We start from the raw sequence: 14,158 nt of genomic DNA, 5'->3' as shown, positions 1-14,158 counted from the left end.
TCGCACCGCCGCGTGTCGCGCACTCGATCGCCGCTTCCTAGACTGCCGATGATGCCGACGACACGGTCACTGAACGCCCGGGGGCGTCTCGCGCTGCGCGCGGGCGCCGCCGCCCGCTGGGCGTCGCGGGTCACCGGCCGCGGCGCCGGCGCCATGATCGGCGGTCTCGTCGCCATGACGCTGGACCGGTCGATCCTCGCCCAGCTGGGCAGCGGCCGCCGCGCGGTGGTCGTGACCGGCACGAACGGCAAGTCCACGACCACGCGGATGGCGGCCGCGGCGCTCGCCACGATGGGCCCGGTGGCCACCAACGCCGAGGGCGCGAACATGGACGCGGGTCTGATCGCGGCACTGGCCGCCGCCCGCGACGCCGACCTCGCGGCCCTCGAGGTCGACGAGATGCACGTCCCGCACGTCGCCGACGCCATCGATCCCGCCGTGCTCGTCCTGCTCAACCTGTCGCGCGATCAGCTCGACCGCGTGGGTGAGATCAACCACATCGAGCGCACGCTGCGGGCGGGCCTCGCGCGGCACCCCAGCGCGGTCGTCGTCGCCAACTGCGACGACGTGCTGATGACGTCGGCGGCGTACGACAGCCCCCACGTGGTGTGGGTGGCCGCCGGCGGCGGCTGGGCCAACGACTCGGTGAGCTGCCCGCGCAGCGGCGAGGTGATCGTCCGCGACGGCGCCGACTGGTACTCCACGGGCGCCGACTTCCGGCGCCCTGCGCCGCAGTGGTGGTACGACGACACCCACGTCTACGGCCCCGACGGCCTGCGGCTGCCGATGACCCTGGCCCTGCCGGGTGCGGTCAACCGGGGCAACGCCACGCAGGCGGTGGCCGCCGCCGTCGCGCTCGGCGCCGATCCCGTGGCGGCGGTGCGCGCCGTCGAGGGCGTCGACGAGGTGGCCGGTCGGTACTCCACGGTGCGGCTCGGCAAACACACCGTGCGCATGCTGCTGGCGAAGAATCCCGCGGGCTGGCAGGAGGCGCTCTCGATGGTCGACACCTCGGCGGGGTCGGTGGTGATCGCCGTCAACGGGCAGGTGCCCGACGGCGAGGACCTGTCCTGGCTGTGGGACGTCGACTTCGAACACTTCGAGCAGCATCCGGTGGTCGCGGCCGGCGAGCGCGGCACCGACCTCGCCGTGCGCCTGGGTTACGCCGGCGTCCGGCACACGCTGGTCCACGACACCGTCGCCGCCATCGCGTCGTGCCCACCGGGACACGTCGAGGTGGTCGCCAACTACACCGCATTCCTCGCGCTGCACCGGCAGGTCCGATGACGCGCGAGTCGACGGTCCGGATCGGGCTGGTGCTACCCGACGTCATGGGGACCTACGGTGACGGCGGCAACTCGGTGGTCCTGCGAAAGCGGTTGCAGTTGCGCGGGATCGACGCCGAGGTCGTCGAGATCACGCTGGCCGACCCGGTGCCCGCCGAGCTGGACCTGTACACCCTCGGCGGCGCCGAGGACTTCGCGCAGCGCCTGGCCACCAAACACCTGCTGCGTCATCCCGGCCTGCAGCAGGCCGCCTCCCGCGGAGCGCCGGTGCTGGCGATCTGCGCCGCCATCCAGGTGCTCGGACACTGGTACGAGACGTCGTCGGGCGAGCGGGTGGACGGGGTCGGCCTCCTCGACGTCACCACCTCGCCGCAACCCGAGCGCACCATCGGCGAGGTGGTCTCCCAGCCGCTACTCCCCGGGTTGACCGAACGCCTCACCGGATTCGAGAACCACCGCGGCGGAACGGTTCTCGGTCCCGACGCCGCGCCGCTGGCCACGGTGCTCTCCGGCGCGGGCAACCGCGCCGGAGACGGCTTCGACGGCGTGGTGCAGGGCAGCGTGGTCGCGACCTACCTGCACGGGCCGTGTCTGGCCCGCAATCCGCAACTGGCCGACCACCTGTTGGCTCAGGTGGTCGGCCAGCTGGCTCCGCTGGACCTGCCGGAGGTGGACCGGCTGCGGCGCGAACGGTTGGCCGCGCCGCGCCGCGTCTAGGGCTTGGGAACGTGTGACTCCAGCGCACCGTCGGAGACGGCCTCGCCGCGCTTCTCGTCGCTGTACACCATGAGTGTCGAACCGACGAGGGCCAGCACCATGCCGATGGCACCGAACGGCGACGGCAGTGTCTGGTAGGCGATCAGCGACACGATGATCGTGAGCGTCGGGGCGAGCGCGTTGGTGGTGGGCGCCACGATGCTGGCCTTGCCGCGACTGAGCGCCATCACCAGGAACAGTGCGCCGATGGCGTTGAGCACCTGCGTGCCCGCCGTCAACGCCGGTGCCTGCCAAGGGAATCCGGTGGGGAAGCCGCCCATCGAGATGATGGCGACCGGGATCAGCAGCAGACCGCTGATGGTCATCCAGCCGAACGTGGTGGCGTCGTTGACGCCGATCACCGCGGTCTTGCGCATGAAGTAGGCCTGCACGCCCCACGCCACGCACACCACGACGGCCAGCAGCAGCCACGGACCCGACGATCCGTCGTCACTGCCGCTGCTGATGCTGAACAGCACGATCGCGGCGAGCGCGGCGACGAGCCCCACCGTCGCCAGACCCGAGATGCGTTCGCGCAGCAGCACCATCGCCATCAGCACGGTGATCGCCGGCGAGATCGAGACGATCGGGAAGATCAGGTACGCCGGTCCCATCGTGAGCGCCTGGAACAGCAGCAGCTGTCCACCCGCACCGGTGAGCCCGATCAGCAGGCCGTAGATGGTGGCCTGCGGGCGACGGTCCCAGCGCTGACCGCGCAGGACCACCGCGGCGGGGATGATCATCGTGAGCGCCCACACGCAGTAGATCATCTCGTCGGGATAGCCGTACTTGGTGGCAGGCAGTGCCGAGAAGGCACCCCACACGCCCCAGAAGAGCACCAGCAGTGCGGCATAGAAGATCCAGCTGCGCGACGGCGTGGTTGCCGACGTGGCGTCGTTGGACACGGTCTTGGCGGTCGGGTCGGGCATGGCACTTACCTCTTGTCGGTTGACGGGGCCGCGAGCGCGGCCAGGGCATCGGGGTGCAGCGGGGTTCCGCTGCGCTTCGCCGCGTAGATCGCGGCCCCAAGCGCCGGGTCCAGCACCGGCCGACGCAGGTCGAACGTGGCGGCGCGGCGGCCGAGCGCCGCGCGAAAGCGGTCGAAGAACCCGTCGGCGGCGAACATTCCGCCCGAATAGGACACCGGCACCGGCTCCCCGTCGCCGAAGCCGACCGCCACGCGGGTGGCGTCGACCAGGGTCGCCAACTCGTCGGTGGCGTCGTCGAGGATGGCACCGGCGTGGGCGTCGCCGGCGGCCGCGGCCGCACACACGGTCTTGGCCAGGTCCGCGATCTTGCCGCGGTTGCCGCCCCACTTCTCGATGACCAAGCTCACCACGTCGAGGTCGCTGGTCACCGAAAGTCGTTCGCGCACGTGCTCGTAGAGGGGCCCGCGGGTGGTGCGGCCGTCGCTCATCCGGCTGAAGACGTTGAGCCCCCGGGTGGCGATCCAGTAGGCCGAGCCCTCGTCACCGAACAGTTCCCCCCAGCCGCCGACGCGGCTGCCGACACCGTCGCGCTCACCGTAGGTCATGGACCCGGTGCCCGCGATGACGTTGATGCCGTCCTCGCCCAGCAGGGACCCCGCCCAGCCGCAGACCATGTCGTTGTCCGCCCAGTACCGGCCGTGACCCAGCACCGTGCCGGGCACCGCGTCGAGGCGGGCCTGGTCTGCACTGGACTCCCCGTAACCGGGGATCCCGAAGAAGGCGGCGTCTACGTCGGCGGTGGTGATGCCTGCGGCGCGGCAGATCTCGCCGACCCCCTCGGTCAGCGTCCGCTCGACGACGTCGAATCCCTCGCTGAAGTAGTACGAGGTCGCCGTGTTGGCGCGCGCGAGGACCGTGCCGGTGTCGTCGATGAGCGCGAAGGCGGTCTTCGACCCGCCGCCGTCGACCCCCAGGAACCGCGTCACGGCCGGCTCCCCGCGGTGGGATAGATCGTCACGCCCTTGACCACGCGGGACACCTCCCCGCCGGGGAAGGGGTTGTCCGGCGTCTTGCCCCACTGCAGCGAGGTGTAGAGCGCGAGGTACTGCGCCACCACGAGATAGGCCAGTGCGACGTGCGAGTCGTCCACACCGGTCAGTCCCGGCAACACCGTCGCGTCGGTGTCGACGGTCTCGGTGGACAGCACCACCACGTGGTCGTCACCCAACTGCTCACGGATCTCGGCCACGATGTCCAGGTCGTAGCGCCGCGTGTGCGGGTCGGTGGACAGGTACACCAGCACCAGCGTGTCGGCGTCCAGCACGGACTTCGGACCGTGCCGGAATCCCAGCGGCGAGTCAAAGTACGTCACCACCTCACCCGCGGTGAGTTCCAGGAGCTTGAGGGCGGACTCGCGGGCCAGCCCCTCCAGCGCACCGGCGCCCAGGTACACGAAGCGATTGCGCTTCGCCGCGGCCAGTGCCCGGATGTCGTCGCGGCGTGCGATGACGTGCTCTGCGGCCGTGGCCAGCGCCTCGGCGGTCGCCGCGTCACCGGGCCCCAGCAGCGTCAGCGCGCTCAGCATCATCGACGTCAGGCTCGAGGTCATCGCGAAGCCGGTGTCGTTGGTGCGCTCGGGCATCAGCACCACCCGTGAGCGCTCACGCCCTTCGTGGGCACGCGCCAGCGCCCCCGTGGCGTCGCACGTCAGCACCAGATGCCATGCCTGCGAGACCAACTCGTCGACGGCGTCGGTGGCCGCCAGGCTCTCGGGGCTGTTGCCCGAACGCCCGAAGGACACCACGAGCGTCGGGGTGTCCGCCTCGAGGTGGTCGGCCGGGTTGGCGATGATGCTGGTGGTGGGGATGGCGTCGACGCGCCCGCCGAGGTGCCTGCGCACCGCGGGGGCCACGATCTGGCCGGCGAATGCCGAACTGCCTGCGCCGGTGAGGATCACGCGCAATCCGTCGACGTCGCGCAGCCGGGCCAGGAACTCGTCGACGCCGGCGGTGTCGGTGTCGGCGGTGGCGGCCACCTCGCGCCACGCGTCGGGCTGCTGCCCGATCTCGAGGATCGTCGCACCACCCTCGGACTGCGGCGGGATGGTCGAGGCGTCAGCCATGATCTACTCCTGGTGCGGGGTGGGGGGTGCAGGCCTGCGCGTAGGTGCGCAGGACGTCGCGGACACGGTCGATGGCGAGCGCGGCCGCGGTGGGTTCGAGGGTCCCGGCGCGCAGCCGGGCGTACTGGTCGGGCAGGTATTGGCTGATCAACGGTTCCGGAATGGTCACGCCGTCGAGGTTGGCGTACAGCGTCTCTCGCGCCTGCTCGACGTCCGGGTCCGGCCAGTAGTAGCGCATCCGGTCGCTGTAGCTGTAGCGGCGGGCGAGCCGCTGGGCGTCGGCGTCGCCGTCGTAGTAGGCGCGCCAGTACGTCGGCTCGGCGAGCATGCGCTGCTCCACGACGTCGGGCAGGTGCGAACGCCGCGCCGCGGGGATCAGTTCCGCCTCGATGGCGGCCAGCGCGAACAGCGCCTCGCGCAACGCGAACGTCAACCCGGGGCCCACCTTCAGGATGGCCCAGTGGTCCTCGACCAGTTCCCGAAGTCGCTGCGGGACTTGGTAATCGGTGGAGTGCGCCTCGAACAGCAGCGTCGGTTCGGCGTCGAGCACGCGGCGCAGCTCGACGGTGCCGGCGCGGCGGTAGTCCACCACCTTGAGATGGTCGAACTCGACCCCGGGCTGCACCACCAGCGCCACGACGCGCGGCCACACGTGGGCCAGTCCGTGCGCTGCGAAGGCCTCCCGGTGGGCGGCGATGGTGCGTCGGGCCGCCTCGGGTGACGTGGGCGCCACGCCGTCGAGCGTCTCGTGGGCGCCACCCGGCACCGGTACCTCCGTGCCGATGACGTAGCAGATCTCGGCCCCTTCCGGGCCCGCCGCGTCTTCTGCCACTCGCATCAGGCGCGCCGAACGCCGCGCCACCACCTCGTCGCCCAGCACCGCCGGATCGTCCGCGCACGACATGCTGCAGTCGAGGTGGATCTTCGTGTACCCCGCCCGGACGTAGGCGGCGATCAGCACGTCGGCGTGGGCCATGGCCTCGTCGGCGGGCAGGCCCTGCCAGCGGTTGGGCCCCAGGTGATCACCGCCCAGCACCACGCGCTCGCGCGGCAGCTCGCACGCGTCGGCGATGCGCCACACCAGGTCGCGAAAGTCGCCGGGCCGCATGCCGGTGTAGCCGCCGAACTGGTCCACCTGGTTCGACGTCGCCTCGACGAGCACCCACGCGTCGTCGTCGCGGGCCTGGATCATGGCGGCCTCGATGACGATGGGGTGCGCCGAGCACACCGAGTAGACGCCCACGGGTTCGCCGGCCTTGTGCCTGCGCACCAGGTCGAGCAGGCCCACGCCGGTCACCGTCGCGCTCATCGGACGGCCTGCGGGTCGAGGGCGGCCACGCGCGCCGCGACGGTCCGTGCCACCGCTGCCCGGCCCAACTCGAGGCATCCGCGCGGATCGTGAGCGTCGGGCCGTTCGGCGAGGCCCTCCCGCACGGCCGCCGTGAACGCGACGTTGAGCGCGGTGCCGACGTTGAGCTTGCGCATGCCGGCGCGCACGGCGGCACGCAGCACGTCGTCGGACACCCCGGACCCCCCGTGCAGCACCAGCGGCACCGGCACCGCCTCGGACAGCGCGGCCACCAGGTCGACGTCGATGCCGGCGTCGCGCGTCGTCATGGCGTGCGAGCTGCCCACCGCGACGGCGAGCGCGTCGACGCCGGTGTGGGCCACGAAGTCGGTGGCCTCGGCCGGATCGGTGCGCACGCCTGCCGCGTGCGCGCCGAGCTTGCCGCCGATCTCGCCCAGTTCGGCCTCGACCCACAGCCCGGCGGCGCGGGCGCGGGCCCCGAGATCCCGCGTGCGGGAGACGTTCTCGTCGTAAGGCAGGTGGGCGGCGTCGATCATGAGGGAGCTGACGCCGTACCCGGGGGCGTCGGCGATCGCCGCCTCGATGAGTTCGAGATCCTGAAAGTGGTCGAGGTGCAGGGCGATCGGCGTCGACGCGTGAGCGGCCAGCGCGGCGCATGCGGCCAGCAGCGGGGCCATGTCGCCACGGTGGAAGCGCACGGAGTTCTCGCTGAGCTGCAGGATGGCGCCGTGGCGCCCACCGGCGTCGGCCAGTCCGTCGACGATGCCCTCGGCGTGCTCCAGGGTGACGACGTTGAACGCCAGCACCGCGCGGCCGTCGTGGTCTGCGGCCGCCACCAACTCGGCGGTGGTGATGAGCGTCATGGCTCGATGATCGAAACTCCGCTCAAAACGCGCAATAGAAGACGACGAAGCGATCATTTAAATTGAGCGCATGTCGACGAGGCGGACCGACCGCATGCGCCGGGTGTTGTCGCTGTTGCGCGAGCACGGGCAGATGACGTCGACGGCGATGTGCGCGGCGCTGGACGTCTCCCCGGCCACCCTGCGACGCGACCTCACCGAACTCGAGGACCAGGGCGTGTTGATCCGCACCCACGGCGGGGCACGCACCACCGACCCCACCGACAGCGAGATCCCGGTGCGGCTGCGCGACCACCGGTTGGTGGCCATCAAGCGCCGCATCGCGCAGCGTGCCGCGGCGCTGGTGCCGTCGGGCCCGCAGGCGGTGGCGCTCACCGGCGGGGTCACGACGGCCGAGGCGGCCAAGGCGCTCAAGGGCAGGCCGGATCTGACGATCGTCACCAGTTCGCTGACCATAGCCGCGGACTGCGCCGTCGACGTGCACGTCAAGGTGTTCATCACCGGCGGTCGGGTTCGGGCCAACACGCTGGAGGCCGTCGGCCCCATGTCGGAGTACGCGTTTCAGGCGTTGACGGTGGGCACCGCGATCCTGGGTGCCGACGGCATGTCCGCCGAACGCGGGGCCACCACCTACGACGAGTCCGAGGCGCGCACCGCCATCGCGATGGCCTCCAACGCCCAGCGGGTGGTGGTCGCCGTCGACGGCAGCAAGATCGGCAAGATCACGTTGGCGAAGATGGTGGGACTCAACCAGATCCACCACCTGGTGACCGACCGGAGCGCCGACCCCGCCCAACTCGAGCGCATCTCGGCGGCCGGGGTGCACGTGCACGTGGTGGACACGGAATAGCCGGACACCAGCCGGAGCCGGCGGGTGATCGTCCGGCTACAACCCCAGGTCGCGCAGGAACTCCGGCTTGTACGCCTCGAGGATCACGTAGCTGGGGTCGGGCGCGGGAGTCTCGGGGGCATCGTCGGCGACGGTGTGCCCGCTGGCCGGATCGACCCACTCCTGCGTGGCCGCATCCCAGCGGGCGATGGCGTACTCCGCGCTCACCTCGTCGTCGGCCACCAGCTGCCGAACCGTGCGCAGCGCCTCCTGCGCGTCGGCCAACGTGCGGGTGTAGAGCTGGATGAAGTTGCCATCGCGCGTCACCGTCACCCGGGAGCCCAGCCGCGTGCGCGCGTCGTCGTCGAGGTCGAGCGTCTTCAGCCGCTCCCAGAACGAGAGGTGGTGCTGCTCGTCTCCGAGTTCCACCTCGACCTTGAACTCGTCTGCGAACTGATCATCGGCCACGGCACCACATTAGGCCCATCAGGCCATGGCGCGGCGCCCGGCCAACGCGCGGCCCAGTGTCAGCTCGTCGGCGAACTCCAGGTCGCCACCCATGGGCAGCCCGGAGGCGATGCGCGTCACGGTGAGGCCCGGGATGTCGCGGAGCATGCGCACCAGATAGGTGGCCGTCGCCTCGCCCTCGGTGTTGGGGTCGGTGGCGATGATGACCTCCGCGACGTCGACGCCGTCGACCCGTTCACCGATGCGGTTGAGCAGTTCGCGGATGCGCAGCTGGTCCGGCCCCACCCCCGACAGCGGGTCCAGCGCGCCGCCCAGCACGTGGTAGCGGCCCCGGAATTCGCGCGTGCGCTCGACGGCCTGCACGTCCTTGGGCTCCTCGACGACGCACACCAGCGTGCCGTCGCGCCGCGGATCGCTGCAGATCCGGCACCGTTGTTCGTCGGAGACGTTGCCGCACACCTCGCAGAACGTGACCCCGTCACGCACCCGCCCGAGCGCCGACGTCAGGCGGTCGATGTCGGGAGGTTCGACCGACAGCAAGTGGAACGCGATGCGCTGCGCGCTCTTCGGGCCGATGCCGGGCAGCTTGCCCAGCTCGTCGATCAGGTCCTGGACGGGCCCCTCAAACATTGCGGCTCAAGCGTCAGGCCCCCGGAATGCCCAGGCCGCCGAGGCCACCGGCCAGCGGTCCGAGCTTCGACTGCGCCAACAGCGTCACCTGCGCCGCGGCGTCCTTGATGGCGCCGACGACGAGGTCCTGCAGCGTCTCGACGTCGTCGGGGTCCACGACCTTGGGATCGATCGCCACGCCGATCACCTCGCCGCTGCCCTTCATCGTGACCTGGACCAGACCGCCGCCGGCCTGACCCTGCACCTCGGCGTTGCCCAGTGCCTCCTGCGCCTCCATCAGCTGCTGCTGCACCTGCTGGGCCTGCGCCAGGAGGGCCGACATGTCGGGTGCTTGACCGGGCTGCATCGTGGTGTCCCCTTAACGTGTGAATCGCGTCTTGGTCTCGACTTGGTTGCGCATGTCCGCTCGAGGCGATTTGGGGTTCAAGCGTAGTCGTCGTCCGGGCTAGCGTGGCGTGGTGCCACTACCAGCCTGCCTGCGTGTCGGCGCCGTCGCTCTTCTGCTGGCCGCCACCACCGTCGCCGCCCCCACCGTCACCGCGCCCGTCGCCGACGCCGCACCCGGCTCCCTCGCCGGCAAGATCGTGTTCCTCGATCCCGGCCATCAGGGGTCCAACGACCCGGCGTACCTCTCCAAGCAGGTGCCGACGGGTCGCGGCGGCACCAAGGACTGCCAGGCCAGTGGCACGTCGTCGAACAGCGGCTACCCCGAGCACGCGTTCACCTGGGAGACCACGCTGCGCATCCGGCAGGCGCTGTCCGCGCTCGGCGTGCGCACGGCGATGTCCCGCGGCGACGACACCGGGCAGGGACCGTGCGTCGACCAGCGCGCGGCGATGGCGAACTCGATCCGCCCCGACGCCATCGTGGCGATCCACGCCGACGGTGGCCCCGCGACCGGCCGCGGGTTCCACGTGCTCTACTCCGCGCCGCCGCTCAACCAGGTGCAGGCCGGCCCGTCGCTGCAATTCGCCAAGGCGATGCGCGACCAGCTGCAGGCGTCGGGTCTGCTGCCCGCCAACTACATCGGCCAGGGCGGCGTGATGGGTCGCGACGACATCGCCGGGCTCAACCTCGCCCAGTACCCGTCGGTGCTGGTGGAGTTGGGCAACATGAAGAACCCGGCGGACGCCGCGCTCATCGAGAGCCCCGAGGGCAGGCAGAAGTACGCCGACGCCGTCGTACGCGGCATCGCCGCCTTCCTCGGGACGCAGCCGCAGCGCCTGAGTTAGCGCTCGACCTCGGTCTTCAAGTTCTCCAGGACCTCGGCCTGGATCTTGCGCAGGCCCAACGGGGCGAACGTCTTCTCGAAGAAGCCACCGATGCCGCCGGCACCCTGCCACGACGTCTTGAGGGTGACCGTGGACCCGGTGCCCGCGGGCGCGACCGTCCAGTTGGTGACCATCGAGGAGTTGGCGTCCTTCTCGATGACGGCGTGCCCGGCGACGTCGACGTGGGCCGTGACGTCCCGGCTACGAGATTTCGTGGCCTGCAGCTTCCAGGTGGCGACGGTGCCGGCGCCCTGGCCACCCTCGAGCACGCGGTACCCGCTGTAGTGCGACGACAAGATCTTCGGCCGCACGGTCTGGTAGTCGGCGACCGCGGCGAGCACGGCGTCGGGGGCGGCGTTGATCAAGACGGTGCTGGACGCACTGACCTGTGCCATCGGTTGCTGTCTCCTCGTGAACTCGGGTCGCGGACGGTGGTCCGCGTCAGGTGCTGTCGCATGCGATGCGACCTGGGACTAGCGTATATGCGTGTCCGCAGTCGCGACTGACGCACGGGTTGCCCACGCCGCAGGCGTGGAGCGCCTCCTCGCCAGTTACCGAAACATCCCAGCCAATGCCACGGTGCGCCTGGCAAAGCCGACCTCCAACCTGTTCCGTGCACGGGCCAAGACCGACGTGCCCGGCCTCGACGTGTCGGGGCTGACGGGGGTGATCTCGGTCGACGAACGTGCCCGGACGGCCGACGTCGCCGGCATGTGCACCTACGAGGACCTGGTGGCGGCGACGTTGCCGTACGGCTTGTCGCCGCTGGTGGTACCGCAGCTCAAGACCATCACGCTCGGCGGCGCGGTCACCGGGCTCGGCATCGAGTCGGCATCGTTCCGCAACGGCCTGCCGCACGAGTCGGTGCTGGAGATGGACGTCCTGACCGGTGCCGGCGAGGTGGTGACGGCCTCACGCCACCAGCACGCCGACCTGTTCCGCGCCTTCCCGAACTCCTATGGCACGCTTGGCTACTCGGTGCGGCTGCGCATCGAGCTGGAGGAGGTCAAGCCGTTCGTGGCGCTGCGGCACCTGCGGTTCACGTCGGTGGCCGCCCTGGTGGAGACCATGGGCCGCATCATCGACACCGGGGGGCACGACGGCACCCCCGTCGACTACCTCGACGGCGTCGTGTTCAGCGCCGACGAGGGCTACCTGTGCCTCGGCTTCCGTACGGCGGCGCCCGGACCGGTGAGCGACTACACCGGCGCCGACGTGTACTACCGGTCCATCCAGCACCCCGGCGGCAACGGGGCGGTCAAGACCGACCGTCTCACCATCCACGACTACCTGTGGCGCTGGGACACCGATTGGTTCTGGTGCTCACGGGCATTCGGCACGCAGAATCCCACCATCCGGCGGTTCTGGCCGCGACGCTACCGGCGCAGCAGCTTCTACTGGAAGCTGGTGGCCCTTGACCGCAAGTTCGAAGTCGCCGACCGCATCGAGAAGCGCAACGGCAGGCCGCCGCGCGAGCGCGTGGTGCAGGACGTGGAGCTGCCCATCGAGCGCACCACGGAATTCGTCGACTGGTTCCTGGACACCGTGCCCATCGAACCGATATGGCTGTGCCCGTTGCGATTGCGCGACGACGGTGGCTGGCCGCTGTATCCGATCCGTGCCCACCACACCTATGTCAACGTCGGCTTCTGGTCGTCGGTGCCGGTCGGTCCCACCGAGGGTCACACGAACCGGCTGATCGAACGCAAGGTCAGCGACCTCGAAGGGCATAAGTCCCTGTATTCCGACGCTTATTACTCCAAGGATGAGTTCGACGAACTCTACGGTGGGGAGGCCTACCGGACGGCCAAGTCGGTCTACGACCCCGATTCGCGATTGTTGGACCTGTATGGGAAGGCGGTGCTGAGACGATGACGACACACCAGTCCAATTCGGCGGTGGGCAAGCTCACGTTGGCGGAGATCCTCGAGATCTTCACGGCCGGCGACGAACTGCCCCTGAAGTTCACCGCCTACGACGGCAGCACGTCGGGTCCGCAGGACGCCGAGTTGGGCCTGGACCTGCGGACGCCCCGTGGCACCACGTATCTGGCGACCGCGCCGGGAGACCTCGGCCTGGCCCGGGCGTACGTGGCCGGCGACCTGGAGGCGCAGGGGGTGCATCCCGGCGATCCGTACGAGCTGCTGCGGGCACTGTCGAACAAGCTCGACTTCAAGCGGCCGCCGGCCCGCGTGCTCGCCAACGTCGTGCGTTCGATCGGACTGGAGCGGCTGGTGCCCATCGCACCGCCGCCGCAGGAGGCTTTGCCCCGATGGCGACGCATCGCAGAGGGGCTGCGGCACAGCAAGACTCGCGACGCCGACGCCATCCACCACCACTACGACGTGTCGAACACGTTCTACGAGTGGGTGTTGGGGCCGTCGATGACCTATACCTGCGCCTGCTATCCCAGCGTGGACGCCACGCTGGAGGAGGCGCAGGAGAACAAGTACCGGTTGGTGTTCGAGAAGCTGCGGCTGCAGCCCGGTGACCGCCTGCTCGACGTCGGCTGCGGGTGGGGTGGCATGGTGCGGTACGCGGCCCGCCACGGAGTCAAGGCGTTGGGTGTCACGCTGTCCAAGCAACAGGCCGAGTGGGCGCAGCGGGCCATCGCCGAGGAGGGGTTGGGCGATCTGGCCGAGGTGCGCCACACCGACTATCGCGACGTCCGCGAGTCCGGGTTCGACGCCGTGTCGTCGATCGGCCTCACCGAGCACATCGGCGTGCACAACTACCCGTCCTACTTCCGGTTCCTCAAGTCCAAGCTGCGCACCGGCGGACTGCTGCTCAACCACTGCATCACGCGTCCCGAGAACCGATCCGGGCCCGCGGCAGGCGGTTTCATCGACCGTTACGTCTTCCCCGACGGGGAACTGACCGGGTCGGGCCGCATCATCACCGAGGCACAGGACGCCGGGTTGGAGGTGGTGCACGAGGAGAACCTGCGGCACCACTACGCCATGACGTTGCGCGACTGGTGCCGCAACCTGGTGGAGCACTGGGACGAGGCGGTTGCCGAGGTGGGCCTGCCCACCGCGAAGGTGTGGGGCCTCTACATGGCGGGTTCGCGGTTGGGCTTCGACACCAACGTGGTGCAGCTGCACCAGGTCCTGGCCGTCAAGCTGGACGCCAAGGGACGTGACGGCGGGCTGCCCCTGCGACCGTGGTGGACGCCCTAGCGCCTCACCGGTTCTCGATGGGCCGCGCGCCCAGCTCGCTCTGCAGCAGCTCCAAGGCGACCTCCTCGGGGTCGCGGCGGGGCGCCGGGTCTTCGCGCTGGGCCTCGGCCAGCATGCTTTCCTCGTCCTCGACGTCGGGCGGCGGTTCGTCCATGGCGGCCGAACGCGACTGCTGACGCTGCGGTGTCGCGTCAACGGGAGCGCCTGCCTCGCAACGGATGTTCCAGTCGACGCCGAAGACGTCCTTGAGCGAATCCCGGATGATCTCGACGTTGCGGGGCTCGTTGATGCGCTTGGCCAGGGGCGCGGAACCGTGGCTGAGCACCAGGACGTCCGACTCGACGGCAACGACGATGGCACCGTCGAGCATGACGTCGGTGGGCCTGCGGCGTTCACGCACCTTCTCTCGCACGGTGCTCCACAGTCCACGCACGGCGGTGGCGTCGGGCTGACCGGCCGCGGCAGCGGGCGCCGCCGGTGCGGCCCGTGGCGGCAGGGGCGGCGGTTCGGGTGCGC

Annotated in this window: 15 protein-coding genes and 1 pseudogene; 6 read left to right on the top strand and 10 right to left on the bottom strand. The window is 70.4% G+C overall.

What is annotated here, in order from left to right:
* Positions 1 to 51 precede the first annotated feature (51 nt).
* Together AC30CM_RS19570 and AC30CM_RS19565 are read left to right on the top strand one after the other, a co-directional pair.
* Positions 52 to 1,287 (top strand): Mur ligase family protein, encoded by a 1,236-nt coding sequence (locus AC30CM_RS19570; RefSeq protein ID WP_490118569.1) that lies wholly within the window; start codon positions 52 to 54, stop codon positions 1,285 to 1,287.
* A complete protein-coding gene (locus AC30CM_RS19565) occupies positions 1,284 to 2,003 on the top strand; it encodes a type 1 glutamine amidotransferase (RefSeq protein WP_490118568.1) in 720 nt (239 codons plus the stop codon). Before AC30CM_RS19570 ends, AC30CM_RS19565 begins: the two co-directional genes overlap by 4 nt.
* Here AC30CM_RS19565 and AC30CM_RS19560 read toward each other — a convergent pair.
* The 5 genes from AC30CM_RS19560 to AC30CM_RS19540 are packed head-to-tail and all read right to left on the bottom strand — an operon-like array spanning position 2,000 to position 7,265.
* A complete protein-coding gene (locus AC30CM_RS19560; protein WP_490118567.1) occupies positions 2,000 to 2,971 on the bottom strand; it encodes a DMT family transporter in 972 nt (323 codons plus the stop codon). The genes AC30CM_RS19565 and AC30CM_RS19560 overlap by 4 nt on opposite strands.
* 5 nt (positions 2,972 to 2,976) lie before the next feature.
* The gene (locus AC30CM_RS19555) at positions 2,977 to 3,957 is read right to left on the bottom strand and encodes a BadF/BadG/BcrA/BcrD ATPase family protein (RefSeq protein WP_490118566.1); all 981 of its coding nucleotides are present in this window, start codon (positions 3,955 to 3,957) and stop codon (positions 2,977 to 2,979) included.
* A complete protein-coding gene (locus AC30CM_RS19550) occupies positions 3,954 to 5,093 on the bottom strand; it encodes an SIS domain-containing protein (RefSeq protein WP_490118565.1) in 1,140 nt (379 codons plus the stop codon). Before AC30CM_RS19550 ends, AC30CM_RS19555 begins: the two co-directional genes overlap by 4 nt.
* Positions 5,086 to 6,402: a D-tagatose-bisphosphate aldolase, class II, non-catalytic subunit gene (locus AC30CM_RS19545; RefSeq protein WP_490118564.1), complete on the bottom strand. Its 1,317-nt coding sequence runs from the start codon at positions 6,400 to 6,402 to the stop codon at positions 5,086 to 5,088. The genes AC30CM_RS19550 and AC30CM_RS19545 overlap by 8 nt, the downstream gene beginning before the upstream one ends.
* On the bottom strand, positions 6,399 to 7,265 hold the full coding sequence (locus tag AC30CM_RS19540) for a class II fructose-bisphosphate aldolase (protein WP_490118563.1): 867 nt from the start codon (positions 7,263 to 7,265) through the stop codon (positions 6,399 to 6,401). Before AC30CM_RS19540 ends, AC30CM_RS19545 begins: the two co-directional genes overlap by 4 nt.
* A gap of 70 nt (positions 7,266 to 7,335) precedes the next feature.
* Between AC30CM_RS19540 and AC30CM_RS19535 the strand changes: the two genes are divergently transcribed.
* Positions 7,336 to 8,115, top strand: a complete 780-nt coding sequence (locus AC30CM_RS19535) for a DeoR/GlpR family DNA-binding transcription regulator (protein ID WP_490118562.1) — start codon at positions 7,336 to 7,338, stop codon at positions 8,113 to 8,115.
* 36 nt (positions 8,116 to 8,151) lie between these two features.
* Here the strand turns inward: AC30CM_RS19535 and AC30CM_RS19530 are convergent, their stop codons facing one another.
* Genes AC30CM_RS19530 through AC30CM_RS19520 form a run of 3 tightly spaced genes read right to left on the bottom strand, consistent with a single transcriptional unit; the run spans position 8,152 to position 9,538 of the window.
* Positions 8,152 to 8,562 (bottom strand): hypothetical protein, encoded by a 411-nt coding sequence (locus tag AC30CM_RS19530; RefSeq protein WP_490118561.1) that lies wholly within the window; start codon positions 8,560 to 8,562, stop codon positions 8,152 to 8,154.
* Positions 8,563 to 8,580: 18 nt separating this feature from the next.
* Positions 8,581 to 9,192 carry a recombination mediator RecR gene (gene recR / locus AC30CM_RS19525; RefSeq protein WP_490118560.1) on the bottom strand — a complete coding sequence of 204 codons (612 nt, stop codon included), beginning with the start codon at positions 9,190 to 9,192 and terminating at the stop codon, positions 8,581 to 8,583.
* Between the two features lie 13 nt (positions 9,193 to 9,205).
* A complete protein-coding gene (locus AC30CM_RS19520; protein ID WP_490118559.1) occupies positions 9,206 to 9,538 on the bottom strand; it encodes a YbaB/EbfC family nucleoid-associated protein in 333 nt (110 codons plus the stop codon).
* 112 nt (positions 9,539 to 9,650) lie between these two features.
* On the opposite strand from AC30CM_RS19520, the gene AC30CM_RS19515 reads away from it, so the two are divergent.
* Positions 9,651 to 10,424 carry an Rv3717 family N-acetylmuramoyl-L-alanine amidase gene (locus tag AC30CM_RS19515; protein ID WP_490118558.1) on the top strand — a complete coding sequence of 258 codons (774 nt, stop codon included), beginning with the start codon at positions 9,651 to 9,653 and terminating at the stop codon, positions 10,422 to 10,424.
* Here AC30CM_RS19515 and AC30CM_RS19510 read toward each other — a convergent pair.
* The gene (locus tag AC30CM_RS19510) at positions 10,421 to 10,858 is read right to left on the bottom strand and encodes an SRPBCC family protein (RefSeq protein WP_490118557.1); all 438 of its coding nucleotides are present in this window, start codon (positions 10,856 to 10,858) and stop codon (positions 10,421 to 10,423) included. The two genes, AC30CM_RS19515 and AC30CM_RS19510, sit on opposite strands and share 4 nt — an antisense overlap.
* Positions 10,859 to 10,949: 91 nt before the next feature.
* Here AC30CM_RS19510 and AC30CM_RS19505 point away from each other — a divergent pair, with 91 nt between their 5' ends.
* Together AC30CM_RS19505 and AC30CM_RS19500 are read left to right on the top strand one after the other, a co-directional pair.
* Positions 10,950 to 12,338: an FAD-binding oxidoreductase gene (locus AC30CM_RS19505; RefSeq protein ID WP_490118556.1), complete on the top strand. Its 1,389-nt coding sequence runs from the start codon at positions 10,950 to 10,952 to the stop codon at positions 12,336 to 12,338.
* Positions 12,335 to 13,642 carry a class I SAM-dependent methyltransferase gene (locus AC30CM_RS19500; protein ID WP_490118555.1) on the top strand — a complete coding sequence of 436 codons (1,308 nt, stop codon included), beginning with the start codon at positions 12,335 to 12,337 and terminating at the stop codon, positions 13,640 to 13,642. Before AC30CM_RS19505 ends, AC30CM_RS19500 begins: the two co-directional genes overlap by 4 nt.
* Before the next feature lie 4 nt (positions 13,643 to 13,646).
* Here AC30CM_RS19500 and AC30CM_RS19495 read toward each other — a convergent pair.
* Positions 13,647 to 14,158, bottom strand: a pseudogene (locus AC30CM_RS19495) (DNA polymerase III subunit gamma/tau); the annotation flags it as partial.

The sequence above is a fragment of the Mycobacterium sp. DHQP2018-32-09 genome (genome assembly GCF_058148405.1).
The sequence above is the reverse complement of the archived record's forward strand: the minus strand, read 5'-3'. Positions and strand labels throughout refer to the sequence as shown.

Bases quoted from the DNA above. Each gene is read 5' to 3' on its own strand.
- AC30CM_RS19570 (WP_490118569.1), top strand. From the start codon at position 52: ATGCCGACGACACGGTCACTGAACGCCCGGGGGCGTCTCGCGCTGCGC.
- AC30CM_RS19565 (WP_490118568.1), top strand. From the start codon at position 1,284: ATGACGCGCGAGTCGACGGTCCGGATCGGGCTGGTGCTACCCGACGTC.
- AC30CM_RS19560 (WP_490118567.1), bottom strand. From the start codon at position 2,971: ATGCCCGACCCGACCGCCAAGACCGTGTCCAACGACGCCACGTCGGCA.
- AC30CM_RS19550 (WP_490118565.1), bottom strand. From the start codon at position 5,093: ATGGCTGACGCCTCGACCATCCCGCCGCAGTCCGAGGGTGGTGCGACG.
- AC30CM_RS19545 (WP_490118564.1), bottom strand. From the start codon at position 6,402: ATGAGCGCGACGGTGACCGGCGTGGGCCTGCTCGACCTGGTGCGCAGG.
- AC30CM_RS19540 (WP_490118563.1), bottom strand. From the start codon at position 7,265: ATGACGCTCATCACCACCGCCGAGTTGGTGGCGGCCGCAGACCACGAC.
- AC30CM_RS19535 (WP_490118562.1), top strand. From the start codon at position 7,336: ATGTCGACGAGGCGGACCGACCGCATGCGCCGGGTGTTGTCGCTGTTG.
- recR (WP_490118560.1), bottom strand. From the start codon at position 9,192: ATGTTTGAGGGGCCCGTCCAGGACCTGATCGACGAGCTGGGCAAGCTG.
- AC30CM_RS19520 (WP_490118559.1), bottom strand. From the start codon at position 9,538: ATGCAGCCCGGTCAAGCACCCGACATGTCGGCCCTCCTGGCGCAGGCC.
- AC30CM_RS19510 (WP_490118557.1), bottom strand. From the start codon at position 10,858: ATGGCACAGGTCAGTGCGTCCAGCACCGTCTTGATCAACGCCGCCCCC.
- AC30CM_RS19500 (WP_490118555.1), top strand. From the start codon at position 12,335: ATGACGACACACCAGTCCAATTCGGCGGTGGGCAAGCTCACGTTGGCG.